Raw genomic sequence first — 23,937 nt, 5'->3', positions numbered from 1 at the left:
CCCCTTGCAGGGGGCAACACCTGCGGCCTGGCGGAGCCAGTTCCGCGGTGTTTCTGGACTAAGCCCAACTAGGCGTTCGTGCGCGATGTCAGGCGCTAACTGGCAGCTCTTCGCTCTCGCCGGGCACCAGGCCGTGCGGATAGGCCAGAGCTGTGGGGTTGAAGCGGTAGATGCCGTCTGCGCCGCGCTGGCGTTGCATATAGCCGTCTGCCCATAGCTTGTGCAAATGCGCAATCGCCTCGCCCATGGCGAAAGTAGTCTGGTGCAGGTCCAACTGGCGTTTGAATAGCACTGGCAGGATGTCGGCCGCGCTGCAGCGTTGCTGCTCCCGCGCGAAGGTCATCACACGGGCCAGGTGCTCGCGGTGGTGGTCGTGCAGCTGCTGGATGCGGGTGTGCAGGCCCTGGAACGGGCGGCCATGCGAGGGCAGGGTCAGGGTGTTGGGCGGCAGGCTGGCGAACTTGTCGATCGAGTCCAGAAACTGCTGCAGCGGATTCGATTCGGGCTCCATGTCGAACACGCTGACATTGGTGGAGATGCGCGGCAGCATCATGTCGCCGCCTATCAAGACCTGGGTTTCAGCGCAGTACAGAGCGATGTGCTCCGGCGCGTGGCCGTAGCCGCTGATGCAGGTCCAGTCGCGTCCGCCGATGCGTACGGTCTGGCCGTCCTGCATGCGCACAAAGCTGGGCGGTAGCTCGGGCACCATGGCGCTGTAGTAGCCGCTGCGGGCGCTGATTTTGGCCATGGATTCCGGGTCGGTCAGGCCGTGCTTTTGGAAGAAGCTGGCGGCCGCCGCGCCGCCATTCCCGCTGGTGGTGTGCGTGTGGTGGCAGGCAACGAAGTAGTCGGTAGCGCTGACCCACAGCGGTGCGTTCCAGCGCGCGCACAGCCAGTAAGCCAGGCCGATATGGTCCGGGTGCATATGGGTCACGATGACGCGCAGGATGGGCAGGCCTTCGAGCTGGCTGGCAAAAATGGCCTCCCACTGCGCGCGCGACTCATCGCGGCTGATGCAGCAGTCCACCACCGACCACCCTGCCTGCCCATCGATCTCGTCGCGCAGCAGCCAGAGGTTGATATGGTCCAACGCGAAGGGCAGGGCCATGCGTATCCAGCGCACGCCCGGCGCGACCGGAATGCTACTGCCGGTGGCTGGCATGGTGTCGCCCATGGGGTAGTGGAGTTGCTGTTCAAGGAGGTTCATAGGGCGTGTTTTCAGACCATAATTGACGTTCACGTCAACGTCATTCTAGACGGCCCCACACTTTGCGACACCATGGCGACCATTACCTACACCATCAGCGATCTGGCCCAGGAATTCGACCTGACGACCCGCGCCATGCGCTTCTACGAAGACATGGGCCTGCTGCAACCCGAGCGCACCGGCCCGGGCGGCCGCACCCGCGTCTACAGCGCCCGTGACCGCGCCCGGCTCAAGCTAACCCTGCGCGCCAAGCGTCTGGGCCTGAGCCTGACCGAGGCCAAGGACATCATCGACATGTACGACAGCCCGCGCGACACCGCGCCCCAGCTGCGCAAGTTTCTGGCCGTGCTGGCCACGCACCGCCAGCAGCTGGAAGACCAGCTGGCCGAGCTGCAGGCCAATCTGCAAGAGGTCAAGGCGCATGAGGTGGATGCGCAGGCCTTGCTAACCAAAAGCGAGAAGCGCGGCAAGTCACGCTAGCTTTCCCGGGGTTGTGCGGCGCTGCGTAGTGGCCTATGCTTTACGTTGACGTCAACGTCAATGTCAACGTCAAATGGCCACAAGCCAGCATGGCGCACATACACAGGAGACCCCGCATGCAACTCCCCGGACTCGACTTTCAACTCGGCGCGGATATTGATGCGCTGCGCGACGCCGTGCGCAGCTTTGCCCAGGACCAGATCGCCCCGCGCGCCGCCGATATCGACGCCCACGACCAGTTCCCCATGGACTTGTGGCGAAAGATGGGCGACCTGGGCGTGCTGGGCATTACCGCGCCCGAGGCCTATGGCGGTGCCAATATGGGCTACCTGGCGCATATGGTGGCGATGGAGGAGATCAGCCGCGCCAGCGCTTCGGTCGGCCTGAGCTATGGAGCGCACAGCAACCTCTGTGTGAACCAGATCAAGCGTAACGGTACCGAGGCGCAGCGCGAGAAATACCTGCCCAAGCTGATCAGCGGCGAGCATGTGGGCGCGCTGGCCATGAGCGAGACCGGGGCGGGCAGCGATGTGCTGTCCATGCAGCTCAAGGCCGAGGCGCGGGGCGACGACTATGTGCTGAACGGCCACAAGATGTGGATCACCAACGGGCCGGATGCGGATGTGCTGGTGGTCTATGCGCGCACCGCGCCCGGGCCGCGCGGAGTCACCGCCTTCCTGGTCGAGAAGACCATGCCTGGATTCTCGGTAGCGCAAAAGCTCAACAAGCTCGGCATGCGCGGCAGCCATACCGGCGAGCTGGTGTTCAACAACGTCGTGGTGCCTGCCAGCCACATCCTGGGTGGCCTGAACCAGGGTAGCAAGGTGCTGATGAGCGGCCTGGACTACGAGCGCGCCGTGCTGGCCGCCGGGCCCATAGGCATCATGCAGGCGGTGCTGGACAACGTTTTGCCCTATGTGCACTCCCGCCGGCAGTTCGGCCAAAGCATTGGCGAGTTCCAGCTCATACAGGCCAAGCTGGCCGATATGTACACCACGCTGCAGGCGGCGCGTGCGTTTGCCTACACGGTGGGTAAGAACCTGGACGCGCTAGGCCCCGAGCATGTGCGCCAGGTGCGCAAGGACTGCGCGTCCGTCATTCTGTGGTGTGCCGAAAAAGCCACCTGGATGGCGGGTGAGGGCGTGCAGATTTTCGGCGGCAACGGCTACACGCTGGACTACCCGCTGGGCCGCTTGTGGCGCGACGCCAAGCTCTATGAGATTGGCGCCGGCACCAGCGAAATCCGCCGCATGCTGATAGGGCGTGAGCTTTTCGCCGAAACGGCTTGATGCTATAAATTTAATAGCTTCTGGCGCAGGTGGAATATGCGCCAGAAGCTGGTTTGGCTAAGAAGCCTTGGTAGCGCTCTCTGCCTGCCAGCCGCCGCCCAACACCTTGTAGAAAGTGACCAGATTGGTCAGTCGCGACAGCTGGGTGCCGATCAGGTTCTGCTGTGCGGTGTAGAGCGAGCGTTGCGCGTCCAGTACGCCCAGGTAGCTGTCCACGCCGCGCTTGAAGCGCGCATCCGACAGCTGCAGGCTGTCCGCCGTGGCGTCTACCAGCGACTGCTGCGCTTCCAGCTGGCGGCCCAGTGTGCTGCGTTGGGCCAGCGCATCGGACACCTCCTGGAAGGCGGTTTGAATGGCCTTTTCATACTGGGCCACGTTGATGTCGCGGCTGACGGTGGCGATGTCCAGGTTGGCCTGGTTCGCGCCGGCATCAAAGATCGGCAGCGAGATCTGCGGCACAAAGCTCCAGCTGCCCGATCCACCCTTGAACAGGCCCGATAGGCTGGCACTGGAGCTACCCGCCGAGGCCGTCAAACTGATGCTGGGGTAGAAGGCGGCGCGCGCCGCGCCTATGTTGGCGTTGGCCGCCTTCAGTGTACGTTCGGCCTGCAGAATGTCCGGCCGACGTTGCAGCAGGTCAGAGGGCAACCCCGGTGCGATGCTGGTCAGCGGGCTGGATGTCGCACGGGAGGCATCGGGCAGCGTTTGCGGCAGCAACTCGGCCGGCACATCGGCGCCGACCAATAGCACCAGGGCATTGCGGTCCTGGGCCACCTGGGCGGTGTAGCGTTCCACATCCACACGGGCCGAGTCCACGCTGGTCTGCGCCTGCCGTAGTGTCAGGGCCGACGCCACGCCCAGCTCGTAGCTGCGCTGGTTCAGGCGGTAGGAATCGTTCTGGCTGGCCAGGGTGCTTCGGGCCAGCTTCAGCCGGTCTTGGTCTGCCGCCAGCGTCAGGTAGCTGGTGGCTACCTCGGCAATCAGACTGATCTGACTACTGCGCCGTGCATCGGCGGTGGCCAGGAACTGCTCCAGTGCCTGCGCATTCAGGCTGCGCACGCGGCCAAACAGGTCCAGCTCGTAGGCGCTGAAGCCCAGCGTGGCGCTGTACTGGTGCGATACCGCAGCCTTGCCGGTGGACGACAGATCGGCGGGCGTGAGGCTACCCGAGCCGCTGCCGCTGGCGTTTACCGTGGGGAACAGGGCGGCGTTCTGCACACCGTACTGGGCACGGGCTTTTTCAATGTTGAGCACGGCGACACGCAAATCGCGGTTGTTGGCCAGGCTCAGCTCGATCACGCGGCGCAGCGCCGGGTCGGTGAACACATCGCGCCAGCCCAGGTCGGCTACGGCGCTGCTGGTGCTGCCGCCGGTGTCGCCCGCGAAGGCGGCGGGTACCGGTGCTGCGGGCTGCTGGTAGGTGGGCATCAGGCTGCAGCCCGAGAGCAGGGCGGCCAGTGCCAGTGGGGTCAATAAGAAGCGGGACATATCAAACACCTTCGGTAACGGTAGTGGCGTGCGGCGCTGGCGTTGCCGGCTTGGTTTTGAAAAGCCCAACGACCAAAACAAAGAACAGCGGCACAAAGAAGATGGCCAGAATGGTGCCGGACAACATGCCGCCGATCACCGCCGTACCCAGGGCATGTTGTGCACCCGAGCCAGCGCCGCTACCCAGCACCAGGGGCAGCACCCCCAGAATGAAGGCCAGCGAGGTCATCAAGATGGGCCGCAGTCGCATGTGCGCGGCTTGCAGGGCCGACTCCATCAGGCTCTTGCCTTGCTCGTGCAGCTCTTTGGCAAACTCCACGATCAGGATGGCATTCTTCGATGCCAGGCCGATGGTGGTCAGCAGACCCACCTGGAAGTACACATCGTTCATTTTCCAGGTCAGGATGGCGCCCAGCAGCGTGCCGAAGACGCCCAGCGGCACCACCAGCAGCACCGAGAAGGGGATGGCCCAGCTCTCGTACAGCGCGGCCAGGCACAGGAACACGATCAGGATGGACAGCGCGTACAGCATGCCGGTCTGGCCGCTGGATGCTTTTTCCTGCCGCGACAGCCCGGTCCATTCATAGCCTATGCCGGGCGGCAACTGCGCCACAGCTTGTTCTACGATGGCCAAAGCCTCACCGCTAGATGCGACGCCTGGCATGGCCATGCCCAAGATCTCCACCGATGGAGCGCCGTTGTAGCGCTCCAGGCGCGGCGACCCGGAGGTCCAGCTGGCGGTGGAAAACGCGGTGAACGGCACCATCGTGCCGGCGCTGTTGCGCACCCGCCATTTGTCGATGTCTTCGGGGCGCATGCGGAAAGGTGCGTCAGCTTGCAGCATCACCTTTTTCACGCGGCCCTTGTCGATGAAGTCATTCACATAGCTGCTACCCCAGGCAGCGGAAAAGGTGTTGTTCACGTCGCTCATGCTCAGACCCAGAGCGCCTACCTTGTGCGGATCGATGTCGAGCCGGAATTCGGGCGTGTCTTCCATGCCGTTCGGGCGCACCGCGACCAGTCTCTTGTCTTGGGACAGAATGCCCAGCAATTGGTTGCGGGCTTGCATCAAGGCGGCGTGGCCCAGGTTGGCCCGGTCTTGCAGCATCAGGTCGAAGCCGGTGGCGTTGCCGAGTTCCGATACCGCCGGCGGTGCGAAGGCGAAAACCTTGGCATCGCGGATGGTGGCAAAGAATGCCCCCGCCTTGGCGGCAACGCCGTTGACGCTCAGTGCCTCGCCAACGCGCTCGTCCCAGGACTTGAGCCGCACGAAAACCAGGCCCGAGTTTTGCCCGCTGCCTGCAAAGCTGAAGCCCGCAACGGTGAATAGCCCCTGGACAGCATCCTTTTGGTCTTCCAGGAAGTGGTGTTCCACCTGTTTCATCACTTCCAGCGTGCGCGATTGCGGAGCGCTGGGCGGCAGCTGGACCAGGCCAAACAAGGTGCCTTGGTCTTCGTCAGGCAAGAAGCCGACCGGTAGTTTGAGGAAGCCGAACACCACCAAGCCCACGATCACCGCATAGGCCACCATGTAGCGCCAGCCCTTGCTGATCATGTGCCGCACTACGCCTTGGTAGCGGCGGTTGCTGCGGTCAAAGTTGCGGTTGAACCAGCCAAAGAATCCGGTCGTTGCCAGCGCATGGCCTTTCTCTACCGGTTTGAGCAGCGTGGCACACAACGCCGGGGTCAGCACCATCGCGGTGAGCACCGAGAGTGTCATGGCCGACACGATGGTGATGGAGAACTGGCGGTAGATCACGCCGGTGGAGCCGCTGAAAAACGCCATGGGCACAAACACTGCGGCCAGCACCAGGGCGATGCCCACCAGCGCACCTGTAATTTGCCCCATGGATTTGCGCGTGGCCTCTTTAGGCGATAGGCCTTCCTCGGTCATCACCCGTTCCACGTTTTCCACCACCACGATGGCGTCATCGACCAGCAGCCCGATGGCCAGCACCATGGCGAACATGGTCAGTGTGTTGATGCTGTAGCCGAAGGCGGCCAGCACGCCAAAGGTGCCCAGCAGCACCACTGGTACGGCAATGGTGGGAATCAGCGTGGCACGAAAGTTCTGCAGGAACAGGTACATGACCAGGAACACCAGCGCCACCGCTTCCACCAGCGTGCGCACCACTTCTTCGATAGAGATACGCACAAAGGGCGTGGTGTCGTAGGGCTTCTGGACCTTCATGCCTTGGGGGAAGAACTTTTCCAGCTCCGTCAGCCGCGCGTCGATACCGCGCACCGTGTCCAGCGCATTTGCGCCGGTGGCCAGCTTCAGGGCCAGGCCTGCAGCGGGTTTGCCGTTGTAGCGGGCCGTGACGTTGTAGCTTTCACCACCCAACTCGATGCGTGCGACATCACGTAGCCGCACCTGGGAGCCATCCGACTGCGTGCGCAGCAAAATTTCGCCAAATTCATCGACGGTTTTGAGCCGGGTTTGGGCCGTGATGGTGGCGTTCAGCTGCTGGTCGCTTGTGGCCGGCAGGCCACCCAATTGGCCTGCGGATACCTGGGCGTTCTGCGCCTGGATGGCGGTCTTGACGTCCAGCGGCGTCAGGCTGAAGCTGTTCAGCTTGTTGGGGTCCAGCCAGACACGCATGGCGTATTGCGCGCCAAACAAGGTGGTGTCACCCACGCCTTCGACGCGGCTCAGCGGCTCTTGCACATTGGCACCCACGTAGTCGGACAGGTCGGCGCCGTCCATGCTGCCGTCTTCCGATGTAAAGGCCAGGATGTTCAGAAAGTTGCTGGCCGACTTGGTGACCTGCACGCCCTGCTGCTGCACTTCTTGCGGCAGCAACGGCGTAGCCAAGGCCAGCTTGTTCTGTACCTGCACCTGTGCGGTGTCGGGGTTGGTGCCGTTCTCAAACGTCAGCGTAATGGTGACCGAGCCAGAAGATTCGCTGGTCGAGGCCATGTAGCTGAGCCGGTCCAGGCCCTTCATCTTTTGCTCGATGACCTGGGTGACGGTGTCTTCCAATGTCTTGGCCGATGCACCGGGGTAGTTGGCGGTAATTGCGACAGCCGGTGGTGCGATGCTGGGGTACTGCGCGATGGGCAGGGTGTTGATCGACAAGATACCTGCCAGCATCACGATGATGGCGAGCACCCAGGCGAAGATGGGGCGGTCAATAAAAAAACGTGCCATGGTGGTCTCTGCTGCGCCTCTTAGTTCGAAGAGTTCGATGCCAACTTGGCAGTGGTGGATGCCGTAGCAGGTGCGCTTGCCGCCTGCTTGGCGACCCAGGGCACGCTCTTCACGGATACACCGGGTGTGACGTGCAACTGGCCGTCCACGACGAGCTGGTCGCCGGCCTTCAAGCCGCTGCGCACCAGCCACTGGTCGCCAATGGTGCGGTCGGTTTCCAGCACGCGGCGTTGCAGCTTGTTGTCGCCGCCCACCACGTAGGCAATGGGTTTGCCGGTGCTGTCACGCGACACAGCGGGCTGGGGCACCAGCACGCCTTGGTCCAAAGTGCCTTCTTCCAGCACCGCGCGCACGTACATGCCGGGCAGCAGCTCGGCGCGCGGGTTGGGGAACACGGCGCGCAGTGTGATGGAGCCGGTGTTCTGGTCCACCGTCACGTCGGAGAACTGCAGCTTGCCGTCCAGGGGGTAGCTGCTGCCGTCTTCCAGCACCAGCTTGACCTTGGCGGCGTTGGCGCCGCTTTTTTGCAGATCGCCACGGGCCATGGCTTGCTTCAGGCGCAGCAGGGAGGCGCTGGGCTGGGTCACGTCCACATAAATAGGGTCCAGTTGTTGCACCGTGGCCAGCGCGGTGGCTTGGCTGGCGGTCACCAGCGCGCCGGCGGTCACGCTGGAGCGGCCGATACGGCCAGAAATGGGGGAGTCCACCCGCGCATAGGCCAGGTTGATACGGCTGGTTTCCACATTCGCCTTGGCGGCGGCCACATCGGCCTCGCCCTGGGCCAGCGATGCGGCGGCGTCGTCGTAGTCCTGTTGGCTGACCGCCTTGATGGCCACCAGCTCCTTGTAGCGTTCGGCCTTGAGTCGGGTGGTCTGCAGATTGGCCTGGGCCTTGGCCAGGGCGGCCACATTGCTGTCGTAGCTGGCCTTGTAGGTCGCGGGGTCGATCTGGTAGAGCGCCTCGCCGGCCTTCACGTCGCTGCCTTCACGGAACTTGCGCTCCTTCACGATGCCGTTGACCTGGGGCCGTACTTCGGCGATCTGGTAGGGCACGGTACGTCCGGGCAGCTCGGTGGTCAGGGCCAGCTTTTGGGTTTGTACGGTGATGGTGCCGACTTCGGGCGTTGCCAGCGAGGGGGCGGGGCCGGCCATGGGCGGTTTTCCGCAGGCGCTGAGCAGCACGGTGCCGGCCAGGGCAACGGCGTGGGGAACATAGGTGAAGCGCATGGGGAAAACTCCTTGGAATTGCAGGTTTTAACAAAACGGAACTGTACCGTATCGTTTTAATCTTAGGTGGGTACAATGAAAATGTCAAAACATGTAAGTAAAGTCCCCGAAAAAGAATAGGGGCATATGGAGGCACATTCCCCATGCGAGTTCTGAGCCCTGCTAAACGCGAAGAAATACTGGCCCTGGCGTCCCAGGTGTTTGCCGAGGTGGGCTATGAGCGGGCCTCCATGGCCGAAATATCGGCTCGGGTGGGCGGCTCCAAGGCCACGCTGTACCGCTATTTCCCGTCCAAGAAAGACCTGTTCCTGGAGGTGGCGAGCAACTCCTCGCGCCAGCATTTCGGGGACTCCGTCTTGGCGCGTGCGCACAGTCGGGATGAGGTCGTGCAGCGCCTGTATGAGATCGGCCTGGTGGTGTTGCCGTTTTTGCTGTCGCCAGACACGATTGCCCGAGAACGCATGGTGATTGCCGAGTCGGGGCAGTCGGACATCGGGCTGCATTTTTTCGCCAATGGCCCCGCCAAGGGGCTGGATGTGATCTCCGAGTTTCTGCAGCACGCTGTAGATGATGGCTGGCTGCGTCCAATGGATACGCGTGTGGCGGCCGCCCATTTGCTGGCGCTATGGCCCTCAGAGATCGAGCCCCAGCGCCTGTTCGGCGTGCCCTTGGATAGCTCGCCTGCGTTCCTGCAGCAGGTGGTGGCGCGGGCCGTGGATGTGTTCATACGGGCCTACGCTATCTAAATATGCTTCTAATTTGATAGCTACTTGTGCAGGTATCTTCTGCGCTAGAGGCTCTTTTCTTATAAATCTCCGAAGGAACTGGCGCATGCCTGGTTCATCGGTGTGTCATCTGCCGTTCATGGGGGGCCAACCCGATGGTGCCGGGTGTTTCGAAATCGGCTTACCGTGGCCCTGGCCTCTCTGATTGCTGCGGGCTCCGCCAGCGCTCACACATGTCCGACGATCGATGCAAAAGAAGTGGCCAGCCAGTTCGACCGCTGGAACGTCTCATTGAAAACTTTGGACTCGGCCAAGGTGCATGCCCGCTACACCTATGTGTACCCATACACCAATGGGCAGTGGCTGATTGCCAACCACCATTCGTCTGCGATGCATGATAAGAAGGGCCGGCGGTTCTTGGCATAGGGCTCGCCGGCCGCCCGTCTGCCCCTGTGCCCGGCCTGTAACCAACACACGGCAAAATACGGGCATGACCAAGACCACCCCCGATATCCCCGACATCTTCGCCAACAACCGTGCCTGGGCCGAGCAAATGGAGCTTCAGCGTCCCGGTTTTTTCACTGGCCTGAAGGCCCAGCAAAAGCCTAAGTACATGTGGATCGGTTGCTCCGACAGCCGCGTACCGGCGAATGAAATCATGGGCCTGGCACCGGGCGAGGTGTTCGTGCACCGTAACGTGGCCAATGTGGTGGTGCATTCCGATTTGAACGCCTTGTCCACCGTGCAGTTCGCGGTGGATGTGATCAAGGTAGAGCACATCACCGTGGTGGGGCATTACGGTTGTTCCGGCGTGGCGGCTGCCTTGTCTGGCCTGCGCGTGGGTCTGGCCGACAACTGGCTGCGCCATATCCAGGACGTGCGGGACCGCCACCGCAGTCTGTTGGAAACCATTGCCGAACCCCACCGCCATGACGCGCTGGTGGAGCTCAACGCCATCGAGCAGGTGGTGAACGTGTGCCAGTCCACCGTCATGCTGGACGCCTGGGCTCGCGGCCAAAAGGTCGTGGTGCACGGCTGGGTGTACGGCATCCACGACGGCCTGCTGCAAAACCTGCAGATCAGCGTCGGCGGTGTGGACGAACTGGATACTGTTTACCGCGCTGCTGTTGAGAAGGTTTCCAGCGCAAAGCGCACGTAATACATGCGCTGACAGCTATTTAATCAATAGCAATCCATGTTTTCGCAAAGGCTGGACTCGCCGCTCGCACACCGTATCGCCAAGGCCATCATGGATGGCTTCAACCGGCATTACCGCCTGTTCCGTACCGAGTCGGCACGCGCCAAGCACCGGTTTGAAACGGCCGACTGGAGCGCCCAGCAGCGGGGCCAGCGCGAGCGCATCGAGTTCTACGATCTGCGTGTGCGCGAATGCAGCACCCGGCTGGAGCGCGAGTTCCAGGCGGGCGAGCAGGGCCAGGAAGTGTGGCCGCAGGTCAAGCTGCACTACATCAGCCTGCTGGTAGACCACCACCAGCCCGAGCTGGCCGAGACCTTCTTCAACTCGGTCACCACCAAGATACTGCACCGTAGCTACTTCCATAACGGCTTCATTTTTGTGCGCCCTGCGGTCAGCACCGAGTACATCGAGAACGACCCTGCGGAGAAGCGCCCCACCTGGCGCGCATACTACCCATCGCGCGACACCATGGGTGAGGTACTGCAGCGCATGGTGCAGGATTTTGAGTTGCGCCGCCCGTTCGACGACCTGGCGCGCGACTGCGGCCATGTGCTGCAGGCGCTGCTGCAACAACTGGGCGAGTTCACGCTGCGCGCCAACTTCCAGTTCCAGGTGCTGTCGGGCCTGTTCTTCCGCAACAAGGGCGCGTATGTGTGCGGCAAGGTGATCAACGGCTTCAACGCGCTGCCGTTTGCACTGCCCATTCTGTACAACGCCCAGGGCCAACTGGTGATAGATGCCGCGCTGTTTGGCGAAGATGACATGCTGCGCCTGTTCAGCTTTGCGCGCGCCTACTTCATGGTGGAGATGGAAATCCCCAGCGCCTATGTGCAGTTCTTGCGCAGCATGATGCCGCGCAAACCGCGCAATGAAATCTACAACGCGCTAGGCCTGGCCAAGCAGGGCAAGACCCTGTTCTACCGCGACCTGCTGCAGCACCAGCGCCACTCCAGCGACCAGTTCCGCATCGCGCCCGGCATCAAGGGCATGGTGATGCTGGTGTTCGATTTGCCCTCTTTCCCCTATGTGTTCAAGCTCATCAAGGACTACTTTCCCCCGCAGAAGGACACCAGCCGCGAGCAGATCCAGTCCAAGTACCAGTTGGTGAAACACCATGACCGCGTGGGCCGCATGGCCGACACGCTGGAATACAGCGGCGTGGCCTTTCCGCGCGACCGCTTCTCCGACGACCTGGTTGCAGAAATCGAAAAGTTCGCGCCCAGCCAGATGGAGATCCGCGACCGGGATGGCGACGGCCAGCTGGAGGTCATCCTAAAGCACGTCTACATCGAACGCCGCATGATCCCGCTGAACATCTATCTGCAGGAAGCGTTTGACCAGGGGCCGAACGACCCGCGTGCCCGTGCACAGATCGAGCGCGTAGTGATCGAGTACGGCAACGCCATCAAGGACCTGGTGGCCGCCAACATCTTCCCGGGCGACATGCTGTGGAAAAACTTTGGCGTGACCCGCCACGGCAAGGTGGTGTTCTACGACTACGACGAGATCGAATACCTGACCGACTGCAACTTCCGCAAAGTGCCCGAGCCGCGCAACGAAGAAGACGAGATGAGCGGCGAGGTCTGGTACAGCGTGGGTCCCAAGGATGTGTTCCCAGAGACCTTTGCGCCGTTTTTACTGGGTAACCCCGCCGTGCGCGAAGTCTTCATGAAGCACCACGCTGACCTGCTGGACGCCGGCTTCTGGCAAGCCCACAAGGAGCGCATCCAGGCTGGTCATGTGTTTGATGTGTTCCCGTACGAGCAGGACAAGCGGTTTGGAAGCTGAGGTGGCTAAAATGGCTAAAGCCAACTGAAGGAGCTGAGCCATGCAAGTTACCGCGACTGAAGCCAAGAACCGCTTCGGCTACGTCTGCGCGCAAGCCAAAACAGAGCCCGTTTTTGTGGAAAAAGACGGCCGCATTGACAGCGTGATCTTGTCGGCCCAGGACTTTGAGGCGCTGAAGGCTGCGAGCCAAAGCAAGACCCTGGCCCAGCGGCAAAAGTCTTTCAACCAAACCCATAAAGCCTGGATTGACGAACAGAACGCCCGTTTTGAAAAGCAAGGCCTGTGGTGTGACGACCTGCGGGTTTGGTAATGCAGTATGACGTGTACCCCAACCCCAGCCCGCGCATGCGGGATGTCTACCCCTATGTGGTGGATGTCCAAAGTGATTTGTTGAAAGCCTTGGCCACGCGCATGGTGGTTCCGTTGGCCATCACCAGCCTGCCGTCCAGCAGCTTGCCGCGCCGCCTGTGCCCGCTGCTGCAGGTCAAGGGCCAAACTTTGATGCTGGTGCCGTTTGAGGCAGCACCGTTGGACAAGCGGCATCTCAAGTCCAAAGTTGTTGCGGTGCGAGACCGTGCGGACGATATTGTTGCCGCGATGGATGCTGTCTTGAGCGGTATCTAGTACGCAGCTGTTCATGTGTTTGTCGTACACTCCGCGCTGCCCGGGGTGTGCAGTTAGCTGCGCTGAGATGGAAATCCAAACCCGCGAACTTGATCTGGTTCATACCAGCGTAAGAAGAGCTTGACGATGCTGTCCCTTTGCGGGGCGGTGTCGTCTCACCACCCATCATGGGTGTTCTCCTTGGGAGTTTGCGCGGTCTGGCTGCGCTTTCGGGCTCCCACTTCCAAAGGAGAACCCACCATGAACGCGCCCGATAAATTCGTCCAGCTGCTCAACTACGCCTGCGACCCCCTGCCTGCCTCCACCAAGCGCTACATCCAGGGCAGCCGCCCCGACCTGCGCGTGCCGGTACGCGAGATTCTGCAAAGCAACGGCGAAACCGTGGCGGTGTACGACACCTCCGGCCCCTATACCGACCCGCAAGCCCAAATCGACGTGCGCGCCGGCCTGCAAGCCCTACGCGCAGGCTGGATCGAGTCGCGTGGCGATTCTGAGGCCTATGCCGCCCGCATCCGCAAGGCGCTGGACGACGGCCGCCAAAGCGAAGAGCACGACGCCCTGCAACTGCTGCGCGCCCAGGCCGCCGGTCTGCAGCGCACGCCCCGCCGCGCCAAGGCGGGTGCCAACGTGTCGCAGATGCACTACGCACGCAAAGGCATCATCACCCCCGAGATGGAATTCGTCGCCCTGCGCGAGAACCAGAAGCTGGAATGGATGGAGCAGTACGCCGCGAATACCGAGCGCGACCAGCGCTTGGCCGGCAACAGCTTTGGCGCCAGCATCCCCAAGGTGGTGACACCCGAGTTCGTGCGCTCCGAAGTGGCCCGTGGCCGCGCCGTGATCCCGCTGAACATCAACCACCCCGAAGTCGAGCCCATGGCCATCGGCCGCAACTTCCTGGTGAAGATCAACGCCAATATTGGCAACAGCGCCGTCACCTCCAGCATTGAAGAAGAAGTTGAAAAACTCGTCTGGGCGATCCGCTGGGGCGCGGACACGGTGATGGACTTGTCCACCGGCAAGAACATCCACACCACGCGCGACTGGATCATCCGCAACTCGCCCGTGCCTATCGGCACCGTGCCGATCTACCAGGCGCTGGAAAAGGTGGGCGGCATCGCCGAAGACCTGACCTGGGAAATCTTCCGCGACACGCTGATCGAACAGGCTGAGCAGGGCGTGGACTACTTCACCGTGCATGCCGGTGTACGCCTGCCCTTCATCCACCTCACTGCCAACCGCATGACCGGCATCGTCTCGCGTGGCGGCTCCATCATGGCCAAGTGGTGCATCGCGCACCACAAAGAGAATTTCATCTACACCCACTTCGATGAAATGACCGAGATCCTGAAGGCTTACGACGTCAGCTATTCGCTGGGTGACGGCCTGCGCCCCGGCTCCGGTGCGGACGCGAATGACGAAGCCCAGTTCGCCGAGCTGCGCACCCTGGGCGAGCTGACGCAGAAGGCCTGGGAGCAAGATGTGCAGGTGATGATCGAAGGCCCCGGCCACGTGCCCATGCACATGGTGCAGGCCAATATGACCGAGCAGCTTAAGCACTGCCACGAAGCGCCGTTCTACACCCTGGGCCCACTGACCACCGACATCGCCCCTGGCTACGACCACATCACCAGCGGCATTGGCGCGGCCATGATCGGCTGGTTCGGCACCGCCATGCTGTGCTACGTGACTCCCAAGGAACATCTGGGCCTGCCTGACCGTGACGACGTGAAGACCGGCATCATCACCTACAAGATCGCCGCCCATGCCGCCGACGTGGCCAAGGGCCACCCCGGTGCCCGCTATCGCGACGACGCGCTGTCCAAGGCCCGCTTCGAGTTCCGCTGGATGGACCAGTTCAACCTGTCGCTGGACCCGGAAACCGCCAAGAAATTCCACGACGAAACCCTGCCCAAGGACTCGGCCAAGGTGGCGCATTTCTGCTCCATGTGCGGTCCGAAGTTCTGCTCGATGAAGATCACCCAGGAAGTGCGCGAATACGCCAAGAACCTGGGCGTCAGCGAGGAAGAGGCCGCGCTGCAAGGCATGCAGGACAAGTCCGAGGAGTTCAAGTCCGGCGGTGGCGAAATCTATGTGCCGGTGAACGGCGTGATCCCGATTGTGCAAGCGTAATGCTATAAATAAAATAGCTGCTAACGACCAATATATAAGCGCTAGCGGCTGTTTTTATTCGCAACTAGACGGCTGCCCCCTTAGCCCAGGCTGCCACCTCCGTTGACGTGCAGCACCTCGCCCGTCAGATAGGGATTGGTCAGCGCAAACAGGGCGGCATCGGCCAGGTCTGCAGGGCTGCCAATGCGGCGCGCGGGCAGGCTGCTGGCCAGGCTTGCAAAGAAGGCGCTGCGGCTGGCTTCGTCCATGAAGGCCCAGCCTTCGGTGTCCACCACGCCGGGCGAAATGGCGTTGACGCGCACAGGGGCCAGCTCTACCGCCAACGCCCGCACCAGGCCTTCCACGCCTGCGTTCAGAGCCGACACCATGGCCGTGCCAGGCGCAGGGCGGTCGGCGGCCAGACCAGAAAACAGCAGGATGGAGCCGCCCGGCTGTAACTGCGGCAGGCCAAACTGCACCAGGTGCACCGGCCCCCAGAACTTGCCTGCCAGCATGCGCTCAATCGCATCGCGCGGCATGCTGGCCAGGGGGCTGTAGGTCAGGTCGGCAGCGGTAGACACAAAGTAGTCAAACGCGCCCAGCGTCTGGAACCCAGCGGCTGCGGAGGCCGCATCGCCCAGGTCCATGGAAACGGTGGCCACACTACCGCCCAGGCGCTGGCGGGCATCGGCCAGCTTGGCCTGCGAGCGGCCCAGAATGGTGACGCGTGCGCCGCGCTCAAGTGCCAATGCGGCAACGGCAAAGCCGATGCCCGAGCTGCCACCGGCGATGGCAATGTGTTTGTGGGTGATGTCCATATTCATACTCCTGCTTGGTTAAATGCACCCCGTGCCGGATGGATAGACCGAACGGCAGGGGCTAGACGTGTGGCCAAAATAGCCGCGAAAAAAAGAGGCACCAGGCCCACCCACATGGGCATCTGGGGTGAATGCGTGCTGGCGATACCGCCTGCCACCGAGCCCACGGCAATGCCCAGGTTGAAGGCCGCGATGTTCATGCCCGAGGCCAGCTCCGGGCTGCCCACCGGGTTGTGCTGTGCGGCGACCAGCACGGTTTTTTGCAGCACCGGCACCGCCCCAAACGATGCCAGGCCCCAGACCACCATCACTACCGCCATGGCCAGGGCCGATGCCGCGCCCAGGGCTGCGCCCAGCAGCGCCAGCGCCAGTCCACCGACCACGCACAGCGCGGCGCTGCGGCTGCCCACCCGGTCTACAAATCGGCCTCCCAGGGTGTTGCCCACCGCCGCGCTGACCCCGTACAGGGCAAACATGCCGGTGATGCCCTGGGCTCCCAAATGGGTGCTCTGCGCCAGCAGTACCGCGATGTAGGTGAAGCCAGTGAACGAGCCCGCATAGGCAAGGGCGGTGGTGGCGACGGGCATTAATGTGGGCAGGTTAGACACCGTGGCCCAGACGCCGGGCCGACTTTGGCCCGCCGATGCGAGCAATCCGGTGCTGGCCGGAGCCCACCGCAGCAGTGCTATTGCGCTCACCGCAGACAGCAGTGCGATGGCGGCAAAAATGAACTGCCAGCGCACGGTGCCGCTGGCCAGCGTGCCCAGCGGCACACCCAGTACCAGTGCCAGCGTCAGCCCGCCAAACACGGTGGCAATGGCCTGGCCGCTGCGGGCAGGCCCGGCAGTGCTGGCGGCGGTGGATGCGGCCAGCGCCAGCACCACGCCGTGCATCAGCCCCGCCAGCAAGCGGCTGCCCAGCAGCAAGGGCAAGGAGTTGCTCAGGGCCGTGACCGCATTGCCCACGGCAAACAGCAGCATGCTGACCGCCAGCACCCGCCGCCGGGGCGCGGAGGCCAGCCAGGCGCTCAACACCGGTGCGCCGATGCTGACTCCGATGGCGTACACGCCCACCACCAAACCGACCGCGCCCAGACCCAGGCCGGTGCCCGCGGCCATGGCGGGCACCAGGCTGACCGCCACGAATTCGGCAAAGCCGAGGGCAAAAGTACAAGCGCTTAACGTGATAAGGGCTAGCAAAGCAGGCGACATACAGGCTCCAGGGGATAAGAGCTCGTATCGTATTTTCTTGCCTGTAAGTTGATAATCCATTGAATTAAAGAAACACTATTGCAGGATTGCAAATATGGGAAGCTTGAACGGCCTGCTGGAATTTGTGGCGGTGGTGGAGCGCGGCACCTTTACCGGGGCGGCGCGGCAGATGGGGGTGTCGGTGTCCCACATCAGCCGCCAGATCGCCGAGCTGGAGGGCCGTCTGGCCGCGCAGCTATTTGTGCGCACCACCCGGCAGATGCAGCTGACCGAACCCGGTCGGCGTTTGTTCGACACCAGCCAGCCGCTACTGCAAGAGCTGCTGCGGGCGCAAGATATCGTGCTGGACACACAGGACGTGGTGGAGGGCCGCCTGCGCATCAGCCTGGCGGGCAAGCTTGCCGAAGAGCAACTGGTTCCGCTGCTGACGCGGTTTTGCACCGAGCACCCGCTGGTGCAGCTAGAGCTGGACGTATCGGCCCGTAACGTGGACCTGTTGGCCGAGGGCTTTCACCTGGCGGTGCGCATGGGGCCGCTGGAGAGCAGCAGCTCCCTGGTCGCCACCCGCCTGCTGTCCGTGCCGCTGTGGGTGCTGGCCAGTCCGGCCCTGCTGCGCAGCCTGTCGCCCATCCGCACCCCGGCCGACCTGCCCCCCGAATGGTGTTTGCCCCTGTTGCAGCGGCCCTGGGACTTTGTGCAAGGCGCGCAGCGTGCCAGCGTACAACCCGCCGGGCGCTTTGCCAGCAACAGCGGGGCGGCGGCCACCCAGGCGGCGCTGGACGGGCTGGGCATTGTCAATGTCCCGGCCTACTATGCCCACGGCCTGGTGGCCGAGGGGCGGCTACAGCGCATCCTGCCCGACTGGGACGGCGTGGAGCACAGCGTGTTCTACCTGGTGCTCCCCGCCAGCCGACACCGCTCTACCCCAGTGCGGCGCGTGATGGCGTTTTTGCAGGCCAATGTGGTGGTGCCGCCTTGCTAAGGGGCCTGCCGACGAACAGCAGGGTTGCTATCAAATAAGAATAAAAATTTAATAGCTTCTTACGCTCATTGAATAAGCGCTATAGGCATATTTAGTACCTAAAAAATAGCCAAAAAAATAGGATTTCAGCATGAAATCCTTCCACCGCCCCCCGCTGCAAGGCCGAGGGGCGGCTGTTGGCCTACAGCATCTCCGCCAGTGCCTCCTTCACCCCTTCTTCCACCAGCGGCGAGCTGGTGCCGCCCAGGTGCAGGGCGGCATCATCCGGCACCGGGGTGGCGCAGTCTTTGTGGACCACGCCGTCTTTCATCACCAGCTGGATTTTGGCGGGGTCGGTCAGCAGGGCCAGGTTCTCCAGCGGGTTACCGTCGACCAGCACGATGTCGGCCAGGTAACCGGCTTTGAGCAGGCCCAGCTCGTCGGGGCGCTGCATGATCTGCCCGCCCAACTGCGTGGCGGCGCGCAGGGCCTCAGAAGGGGTCATGCCGATGTAGTCCACGAAGTACTGCAGGTCGTTGGCATTGGTGCCGTGCGGCATCCAGGCAAAGCCGTAGTCGCCACCGGGCAGGATGCGGATGCCGCGTTGGTGCATGGCGCGCAGCGAGGCCGATGCGATTTCCAGCTCGCGTTTGTAGCCCATTTGCGTGGCCACGGCCTCGGTGATGCCGAACTCGGCGGCATGGTAGGTGGTGCGGATCAGCCAGCCGATGCCGGGGGCCACAAAGTGCTTGTCCTTGGCGGCCTCCAGCATGTCCAGCGCTTCCTCGTCGGCAAAGCTGGCGTGGTAGACCATCTCGATGCCGTGGCGCACGCACTGCTTCACCGATTCGCTGGAGCGCGCATGCGCCGCCATGCGCTTGCCATAGCGTTTGGCTTCCTGCGCCAGCATGGCCACTTCTTCCTCGGCAAACGGCGACATCTCGGCGGGCAGCCCGGCGATGTATTCGCCCGACAGGTTGATCTTCAAATGGTCCACGCCGTACTTGATAAAGGTGCGCGCCGAGCGGCGAATTTCCTCTGGCCCGCTGCACACGCTGCCGAAGCTGAGTTCTTCAAACTTCATGTGCGGCAGCGTGTTGTCGCCCAGTGCGCCGATGGTGGTGATCTCCTGGCTGCCCGCCAGGTAGCGCGGGCCGGGGAACTCGCCCGCGTCGATGGCGTTGCGAAGCACCACGTCGAGCCGGGGCTTGGCGGCTGCGGCACCGATGGCCGAGGTCCAGCCCATGTCCAGGTAGCGCTTGGCCACCCGCACGCACCACAGCATGTGCTCCTCGGGCGGCATGAACTGGATGGCCGCCAGCGAGGGCTGGTCGTTCCACGAGAAATGCGTGTGTGCCTCGGTCATGCCGGGCATCAGAAAGCGGCCTCGGCCCTCGATGACGCGGGCGTCATCGGTGCTGACGCGTTCGGGCAGGCGGGTGACCTGCACGATGCGCTTGCCCTCCACGAGCACGTCGCCCAGGTAGGTGTCGGCGCCGCTGCCGTCGAAGATGCGGACATTGGTGAATGCGGTACGGGTCATGGTGGTCTCCTGTTTTTTCTGAATTAAAGGCTTGCGTAAAAAGTCTGTAGCGCCTGCATGCAGCGCGCCGCTTGCTCGAACGGGGTCCAGTGGCCACAGGCCTCGAACACCTGCGTTTGGCTGCCCGGAATGCGCGCGGCCATCAGCGCCACATGCGCCGCAGGGGCCACACCGTCCTGGTCGCCGGTGACCAGCAGCGTGGGCACGCGGATCTGCTCGATGGCGGCGGACTCTGCCCGGGCCAGGGCTTCGCAGCTCTGGGCGTAGCCTTCAGAGCTTTGGCGCATCACGATCTCGCGCACCAGGGCCAGCACGGCGGGCTGCTGGGCCTTGGTCTCTGCACCGGTGGCGCCCTTGGCGATGGCATCGGCAATCTCCTGCATGCCGGTCAAGCCGGTGCGGGCCAGCTGGGCGCGGGCGTGGATACCGGGGCGCCCGGCCTCGGGCGGGGCCACCAGCGGGCCGAACAGCGCCAGCGACAACACGCGGCCCGGGTGCTGCACCGCCAGGTGCTGCGCCACCACCGTGCCCAGCGAATGCGCGGCAATATGGGCTGCCGGAATCCCCAGCGCGTCCAGCAAGCCTATGAGCGCATCCACATAGCCCTGGATGGACAGGGTGCCCGGCGGCAGGGCCGAGCGGGCGCTGCCCGGCAGGTCGGGCCGCACCACGCTGAAGCCGCCCAGCGCGCCCAGCAGCGGGGTCCACACATTCGACGAGCCGCCCAGGCCGTGGATGCACAGCAGCGGTGGGCCGCTGCCTTCGATTTCAACGGCCATGCCGTGGAGTGTTTGGCTTGCCATACTGACCTCAGACGAAGCGGTTTTCGATGGCACCGATGCCATCGACTTCGATGCGCACCACGTCGCCCGCCGCCAGGTAGCGCGGCGGCTGCATGCCCATGCCCACGCCCGCCGGGGTGCCGGTGGCGATCACGTCGCCGGGGTAGAGCGTGATGCCGCGCGAGATGGTTTCGATCAGCGTGGGGATGTCGAAAATCATGTTCTGCGTGGGGCCGTCCTGGCGCAACTCGCCGTTGACCCAGCAGCGCACGCGGGTTTGGCGCCCGTCCAGCACGTCGGCGGTCACGATCCACGGGCCCATGGGGCAGAAGGTGTCGAACGACTTGCCCATGTCCCACTGCTGGTGGCGCACCTGCACGTCGCGGGCCGACACGTCGTTGACGATGGTGTAGCCAAACACATGCTCCATGGCGGTGGCGCGGGGGATGTTCTTGCCGCCCTTGCCGATCACCACGGCCAGCTCGGCTTCGTAGTCCACGGCCGTGGTCACTTCCACCGGCACGCGCACCGCGTCGTGCGGGCCCACCACGCATTCGGGCACCTTGGTGAAGACGATGGGCCACTCTTCGGTGTTGGCGCTGTTGTCCTTGAAGACCGACGCAGCCAGCTCCTTGGCGTGCGCGTGGTAGTTGCGGCCCACGCACCAGAGGTTGCGCCGGGGCAGGGGAATCGGCGCGTCCAGCGCCACGTCGGCCAGGGCGATGGGGCTGCCGGTAGTGGCCGGCATCTTGCCGCCAGCGGCCAGGATTTCGATGACGGCCAGGGCGCCTTTCAAGGCTTCTGCCGGTGTCAGGTTCAGAGCGGTGACGCTGCGGTCGTCGGCGGAGACAAGGCCGACATGGCGCTGGCCCTGCACGAGGTAGGTGGCGATTTTCATAGGTGTTTTTCCAGAGGAGAAGGGGTGGATCGGGTACGCCATGCCACTGTAGGCAGAGGCCGTCCAACCGGCTTATCGCGGTGTCTGGCGGCGTATCAAATCGTCTGATGGCGTGCTAAGTACATTCCCTAGCGGCGTGTTTTTGCGGTGGGGGCCAGACACACAATGGCGGCCGTAAACAAAGATAAGGAACCCCCGATGGCCGAGGCGTACGCACTCCACACAGGCGCATTTGGCACGGCCATCGTGCTGGAGCTGCGCGCGAACCTGGTGGCGCACGCGCACTCCGAAACGCAGATTGCTTTCTGGCTCGGCGGTGCCCGCGCCCGTGCCCAGGTGGGCGCCACGGTGGTGGACTACGGCGAGAACATCGCCCTGGGCGCCAACGCGTTTGAGTCGCACGACATGGAGCTGCTGGACGACAGCGGCCCCTGCCTGTTCCTGGCCTTCATGCTGTCCAAGCCCTGGCTGGACGCGCGCAGCCAGGCGCTGGGGCGCAACTTCCGCTTTCCTTCGCCGCGCATCCCCATCCATCCGGCGCTGCGCCAGGCCTGCTGGCGGGTGCTGGATTTGATACTGGCGCTGGACACCCCGCGTAATGCGGTGGACGAAGAGGTGGGGCAATTGCTGGAGGCCGCCATCCAGGCCTCGACCGAGCAGATCGACCTGCCAGCGGCTCCGGCCGTCGGCCAGACACTGGACCACCGGCTGCGCAAAGCCATTGGCCACATGCGCGAGCGCGTGTCCGAGAAGACCACGGTGGACGATATCGCCGCCAAGGTGGGCCTGTCGCGGGCGCACTTCTTCGCGCTGTTCCGTGACCAACTCAATGCCACGCCCCAGGTGTTCTGGAGTGCGGTGCGGGTCGAGGAGGCGATGCGCCGCGTCAGCGAAGGCCTGCCACTGACCGATGTGGCGCTGGACTTGGGCTTCTCAGCCCCGGGCAACTTCTCGCGCTTCTTCAAGGAGCACACCGGCGTGTCGCCGTCGATCTTTAGGCGTGCGGTGCGCGCGCCTTTGCCCAACACTGTGACGGGTGTGCCGCATTAGATATCGGCATCAAATCAGCCTTTAGCGCAAATTCCACCTGCGCTGGAAGCTATGAAAATCATAGTATTCCATGCTGACGGAGACAGGCGTACAGTGGCCCCAAAGGAGCGCCACCATGACCCTCACCGCAATGGACCCCATCGTCATTCTTGGCGCGGCGCGCACGCCCATGGGTGCATTCCAGGGCAGCCTGGCGCCGCTGGCGGCGCATGACCTGGGCGGGGCCGCCATCCAGGCGGCAGTGGCACGGGCTGGCGTGGACCCGGCGCGTGTGGACCAGGTGGTGTTTGGCAACTGCCTGATGGCCGGGCAGGGCCAGGCGCCGGCGCGGCAGGCGGGCTTCAAGGGAGGGCTGCCGCAGAGCGCGGGGGCGGTCACCTTGTCCAAGATGTGTGGCTCCGGCCTGTTCGCGGCCATGCTGGCGCACGACATGCTGCGTGCGCGCAGCGTGGACCTGGTGGTGGCCGGTGGCATGGAAAGCATGAGCAACGCGCCGCATCTGCTGCCCCAGGGGCGCAGCGGCATCCGCATAGGCCACGGCCGGGTGTTGGACCACATGCTTCTCGACGGGCTGGAGGATGCCTACGAACCGGGTCGCTCCATGGGCAGCTTTGGCGAGGACTGCGCGGCCCACTACGGCTTCAGCCGCGCGGCGCAGGACGCGTTTGCCACCACTAGCGTGCAGCGCGCCCAGGCCGCGATTGCGTCCGGTGCGTTTGCGGACGATATCACGCCGGTGGCCGTGCGTGGTGTGGAGGTCCAGGTGGACGAGGCGCCAGGCCGCATCCGCCTGGACAAGATTCCCACGCTGAAGCCCGCGTTCAAGGTCGACGGCAGCATCACCGCCGCCAGCAGCAGCTCCATCAGCGACGGCGCCGCCGCCCTGGTGTTGGCCCGTGCATCCACTGCCGCGCAGTGGCCAGGTCAGCCGCTGGCGCGTATCGTCGGCCACGCCAGCCATGCACAAGCGCCAGCCTGGTTCAGCACGGCCCCGGTGGGGGCGGTGCAAAAGCTGCTGGACAAGATCGGCTGGCGCGTGGCGGATGTGGACCTGTGGGAGGTGAACGAGGCCTTTGCCGTTGTGCCCATGGCGTTGATGGCCGAACTGGGCATGGAGCACAGCCGCGTCAACCTGCACGGCGGCGCCTGCGCGCTGGGCCACCCGATTGGCGCCAGCGGCGCGCGCATTCTGGTCACGCTGCTGTACGCGCTGCGCCAGCATGGCCTGTGCCGAGGTGTTGCCACCCTGTGCATAGGCGGAGGCGAGGCGGTGGCCATGGCGGTTGAGTTGCTGTGAATGCAGGAGCTGCTGTAGCCCGCTATTAAATTTTGATGAAATATGGCTCTGGCGCAGGTAATACCTGCGCAAGTAGCTATGATTAATGT

Annotated in this window: 21 protein-coding genes and 1 riboswitch; of the genes, 12 read left to right on the top strand and 9 right to left on the bottom strand. The window is 63.6% G+C overall.

The window, feature by feature from the left end; all coding sequences use genetic code 11:
- Nucleotides 1-88 precede the first annotated feature (88 nt).
- On the bottom strand, nucleotides 89-1,207 hold the full coding sequence (locus tag AC4BBN_RS05905) for an MBL fold metallo-hydrolase (RefSeq protein ID WP_490591021.1): 1,119 nt from the start codon (nucleotides 1,205-1,207) through the stop codon (nucleotides 89-91).
- Nucleotides 1,208-1,279: 72 nt separating this feature from the next.
- On the opposite strand from AC4BBN_RS05905, the gene AC4BBN_RS05900 reads away from it, so the two are divergent.
- Nucleotides 1,280-1,687: a MerR family transcriptional regulator gene (locus AC4BBN_RS05900; protein WP_490591020.1), complete on the top strand. Its 408-nt coding sequence runs from the start codon at nucleotides 1,280-1,282 to the stop codon at nucleotides 1,685-1,687.
- Between the two features lie 116 nt (nucleotides 1,688-1,803).
- A complete protein-coding gene (locus AC4BBN_RS05895; RefSeq protein ID WP_490591019.1) occupies nucleotides 1,804-2,976 on the top strand; it encodes an isovaleryl-CoA dehydrogenase in 1,173 nt (390 codons plus the stop codon).
- A gap of 57 nt (nucleotides 2,977-3,033) precedes the next feature.
- Here AC4BBN_RS05895 and adeC read toward each other — a convergent pair whose 3' ends face one another.
- From adeC to AC4BBN_RS05880, 3 genes are read right to left on the bottom strand one after another with little or no spacing between them, the layout of a single operon-like run.
- Nucleotides 3,034-4,464: an AdeC/AdeK/OprM family multidrug efflux complex outer membrane factor gene (adeC, locus tag AC4BBN_RS05890; protein WP_490591018.1), complete on the bottom strand. Its 1,431-nt coding sequence runs from the start codon at nucleotides 4,462-4,464 to the stop codon at nucleotides 3,034-3,036.
- A gap of 1 nt (nucleotide 4,465) precedes the next feature.
- Nucleotides 4,466-7,615 (bottom strand): efflux RND transporter permease subunit, encoded by a 3,150-nt coding sequence (locus AC4BBN_RS05885; protein ID WP_490591017.1) that lies wholly within the window; start codon nucleotides 7,613-7,615, stop codon nucleotides 4,466-4,468.
- Between the two features lie 20 nt (nucleotides 7,616-7,635).
- Nucleotides 7,636-8,841 (bottom strand): efflux RND transporter periplasmic adaptor subunit, encoded by a 1,206-nt coding sequence (locus AC4BBN_RS05880; protein WP_490591016.1) that lies wholly within the window; start codon nucleotides 8,839-8,841, stop codon nucleotides 7,636-7,638.
- A 143-nt stretch (nucleotides 8,842-8,984) separates the two neighbouring features.
- On the opposite strand from AC4BBN_RS05880, the gene AC4BBN_RS05875 reads away from it, so the two are divergent.
- The 7 genes from AC4BBN_RS05875 to thiC all read left to right on the top strand — a co-directional run bounded on the left by AC4BBN_RS05875 (nucleotide 8,985) and on the right by thiC (nucleotide 15,309).
- Nucleotides 8,985-9,587 carry a TetR/AcrR family transcriptional regulator gene (locus tag AC4BBN_RS05875; protein ID WP_490591015.1) on the top strand — a complete coding sequence of 201 codons (603 nt, stop codon included), beginning with the start codon at nucleotides 8,985-8,987 and terminating at the stop codon, nucleotides 9,585-9,587.
- A gap of 165 nt (nucleotides 9,588-9,752) precedes the next feature.
- Nucleotides 9,753-9,992, top strand: a complete 240-nt coding sequence (locus AC4BBN_RS05870) for a hypothetical protein (RefSeq protein ID WP_490591014.1) — start codon at nucleotides 9,753-9,755, stop codon at nucleotides 9,990-9,992.
- A gap of 64 nt (nucleotides 9,993-10,056) precedes the next feature.
- Complete coding sequence (gene can / locus AC4BBN_RS05865; protein ID WP_490591013.1) at nucleotides 10,057-10,725, top strand: carbonate dehydratase; 669 nt, start codon at nucleotides 10,057-10,059, stop codon at nucleotides 10,723-10,725.
- A gap of 36 nt (nucleotides 10,726-10,761) precedes the next feature.
- Nucleotides 10,762-12,552 (top strand): bifunctional isocitrate dehydrogenase kinase/phosphatase, encoded by a 1,791-nt coding sequence (aceK, locus tag AC4BBN_RS05860; protein ID WP_490591012.1) that lies wholly within the window; start codon nucleotides 10,762-10,764, stop codon nucleotides 12,550-12,552.
- A 40-nt stretch (nucleotides 12,553-12,592) separates the two neighbouring features.
- Complete coding sequence (locus AC4BBN_RS05855) at nucleotides 12,593-12,862, top strand: prevent-host-death protein (RefSeq protein ID WP_490591011.1); 270 nt, start codon at nucleotides 12,593-12,595, stop codon at nucleotides 12,860-12,862.
- The gene (locus AC4BBN_RS05850; RefSeq protein WP_490591010.1) at nucleotides 12,862-13,176 is read left to right on the top strand and encodes a CcdB family protein; all 315 of its coding nucleotides are present in this window, start codon (nucleotides 12,862-12,864) and stop codon (nucleotides 13,174-13,176) included. Before AC4BBN_RS05855 ends, AC4BBN_RS05850 begins: the two co-directional genes overlap by 1 nt.
- Before the next feature lie 31 nt (nucleotides 13,177-13,207).
- Nucleotides 13,208-13,310: riboswitch (TPP riboswitch) on the top strand.
- Between the two features lie 106 nt (nucleotides 13,311-13,416).
- Nucleotides 13,417-15,309, top strand: coding sequence for a phosphomethylpyrimidine synthase ThiC (thiC, locus tag AC4BBN_RS05845; RefSeq protein WP_490591009.1), 1,893 nt, complete (start codon nucleotides 13,417-13,419; stop codon nucleotides 15,307-15,309).
- A gap of 80 nt (nucleotides 15,310-15,389) precedes the next feature.
- Here thiC and AC4BBN_RS05840 read toward each other — a convergent pair whose 3' ends face one another.
- Entirely contained in the window at nucleotides 15,390-16,106 is a 717-nt protein-coding gene (locus AC4BBN_RS05840) for an SDR family oxidoreductase (protein ID WP_490591008.1), read from the bottom strand.
- Between the two features lie 2 nt (nucleotides 16,107-16,108).
- Nucleotides 16,109-17,317: an MFS transporter gene (locus AC4BBN_RS05835; RefSeq protein WP_490591007.1), complete on the bottom strand. Its 1,209-nt coding sequence runs from the start codon at nucleotides 17,315-17,317 to the stop codon at nucleotides 16,109-16,111.
- A 94-nt stretch (nucleotides 17,318-17,411) separates the two neighbouring features.
- Between AC4BBN_RS05835 and AC4BBN_RS05830 the strand changes: the two genes are divergently transcribed.
- Complete coding sequence (locus AC4BBN_RS05830) at nucleotides 17,412-18,299, top strand: LysR family transcriptional regulator (RefSeq protein ID WP_490591006.1); 888 nt, start codon at nucleotides 17,412-17,414, stop codon at nucleotides 18,297-18,299.
- A 181-nt stretch (nucleotides 18,300-18,480) separates the two neighbouring features.
- Here AC4BBN_RS05830 and AC4BBN_RS05825 read toward each other — a convergent pair whose 3' ends face one another.
- The 3 genes from AC4BBN_RS05825 to AC4BBN_RS05815 are packed head-to-tail and all read right to left on the bottom strand — an operon-like array spanning nucleotide 18,481 to nucleotide 21,501.
- Nucleotides 18,481-19,821, bottom strand: coding sequence for a metal-dependent hydrolase family protein (locus tag AC4BBN_RS05825; RefSeq protein ID WP_490591005.1), 1,341 nt, complete (start codon nucleotides 19,819-19,821; stop codon nucleotides 18,481-18,483).
- Between the two features lie 23 nt (nucleotides 19,822-19,844).
- Entirely contained in the window at nucleotides 19,845-20,624 is a 780-nt protein-coding gene (locus AC4BBN_RS05820; protein WP_490591004.1) for an alpha/beta fold hydrolase, read from the bottom strand.
- A gap of 7 nt (nucleotides 20,625-20,631) precedes the next feature.
- Nucleotides 20,632-21,501 (bottom strand): fumarylacetoacetate hydrolase family protein, encoded by an 870-nt coding sequence (locus AC4BBN_RS05815; RefSeq protein ID WP_490591003.1) that lies wholly within the window; start codon nucleotides 21,499-21,501, stop codon nucleotides 20,632-20,634.
- Nucleotides 21,502-21,699: 198 nt separating this feature from the next.
- Here AC4BBN_RS05815 and AC4BBN_RS05810 point away from each other — a divergent pair, with 198 nt between their 5' ends.
- Together AC4BBN_RS05810 and AC4BBN_RS05805 are read left to right on the top strand one after the other, a co-directional pair.
- Complete coding sequence (locus AC4BBN_RS05810) at nucleotides 21,700-22,551, top strand: helix-turn-helix domain-containing protein (protein ID WP_490591002.1); 852 nt, start codon at nucleotides 21,700-21,702, stop codon at nucleotides 22,549-22,551.
- 115 nt (nucleotides 22,552-22,666) lie between these two features.
- Nucleotides 22,667-23,848, top strand: coding sequence for an acetyl-CoA C-acyltransferase (locus AC4BBN_RS05805; RefSeq protein WP_490591001.1), 1,182 nt, complete (start codon nucleotides 22,667-22,669; stop codon nucleotides 23,846-23,848).
- Nucleotides 23,849-23,937 lie beyond the last annotated feature (89 nt).

The organism is Rhodoferax sp. SPJ21, from assembly GCF_058216335.1.
This window is presented reverse-complemented; position numbering and strand designations above follow the sequence as displayed.

Bases quoted from the DNA above. Each gene is read 5' to 3' on its own strand.
- aceK (WP_490591012.1), top strand. From the start codon at position 10,762: ATGTTTTCGCAAAGGCTGGACTCGCCGCTCGCACACCGTATCGCCAAG.
- AC4BBN_RS05875 (WP_490591015.1), top strand. From the start codon at position 8,985: ATGCGAGTTCTGAGCCCTGCTAAACGCGAAGAAATACTGGCCCTGGCG.
- AC4BBN_RS05825 (WP_490591005.1), bottom strand. From the start codon at position 19,821: ATGACCCGTACCGCATTCACCAATGTCCGCATCTTCGACGGCAGCGGC.
- AC4BBN_RS05805 (WP_490591001.1), top strand. From the start codon at position 22,667: ATGACCCTCACCGCAATGGACCCCATCGTCATTCTTGGCGCGGCGCGC.
- thiC (WP_490591009.1), top strand. From the start codon at position 13,417: ATGAACGCGCCCGATAAATTCGTCCAGCTGCTCAACTACGCCTGCGAC.
- AC4BBN_RS05810 (WP_490591002.1), top strand. From the start codon at position 21,700: ATGGCCGAGGCGTACGCACTCCACACAGGCGCATTTGGCACGGCCATC.
- AC4BBN_RS05820 (WP_490591004.1), bottom strand. From the start codon at position 20,624: ATGGCAAGCCAAACACTCCACGGCATGGCCGTTGAAATCGAAGGCAGC.
- AC4BBN_RS05895 (WP_490591019.1), top strand. From the start codon at position 1,804: ATGCAACTCCCCGGACTCGACTTTCAACTCGGCGCGGATATTGATGCG.
- AC4BBN_RS05830 (WP_490591006.1), top strand. From the start codon at position 17,412: ATGGGAAGCTTGAACGGCCTGCTGGAATTTGTGGCGGTGGTGGAGCGC.
- AC4BBN_RS05835 (WP_490591007.1), bottom strand. From the start codon at position 17,317: ATGTCGCCTGCTTTGCTAGCCCTTATCACGTTAAGCGCTTGTACTTTT.
- AC4BBN_RS05855 (WP_490591011.1), top strand. From the start codon at position 12,593: ATGCAAGTTACCGCGACTGAAGCCAAGAACCGCTTCGGCTACGTCTGC.
- AC4BBN_RS05900 (WP_490591020.1), top strand. From the start codon at position 1,280: ATGGCGACCATTACCTACACCATCAGCGATCTGGCCCAGGAATTCGAC.
- AC4BBN_RS05840 (WP_490591008.1), bottom strand. From the start codon at position 16,106: ATGGACATCACCCACAAACACATTGCCATCGCCGGTGGCAGCTCGGGC.
- AC4BBN_RS05850 (WP_490591010.1), top strand. From the start codon at position 12,862: ATGCAGTATGACGTGTACCCCAACCCCAGCCCGCGCATGCGGGATGTC.
- AC4BBN_RS05905 (WP_490591021.1), bottom strand. From the start codon at position 1,207: ATGAACCTCCTTGAACAGCAACTCCACTACCCCATGGGCGACACCATG.
- AC4BBN_RS05815 (WP_490591003.1), bottom strand. From the start codon at position 21,501: ATGAAAATCGCCACCTACCTCGTGCAGGGCCAGCGCCATGTCGGCCTT.
- adeC (WP_490591018.1), bottom strand. From the start codon at position 4,464: ATGTCCCGCTTCTTATTGACCCCACTGGCACTGGCCGCCCTGCTCTCG.
- can (WP_490591013.1), top strand. From the start codon at position 10,057: ATGACCAAGACCACCCCCGATATCCCCGACATCTTCGCCAACAACCGT.
- AC4BBN_RS05885 (WP_490591017.1), bottom strand. From the start codon at position 7,615: ATGGCACGTTTTTTTATTGACCGCCCCATCTTCGCCTGGGTGCTCGCC.
- AC4BBN_RS05880 (WP_490591016.1), bottom strand. From the start codon at position 8,841: ATGCGCTTCACCTATGTTCCCCACGCCGTTGCCCTGGCCGGCACCGTG.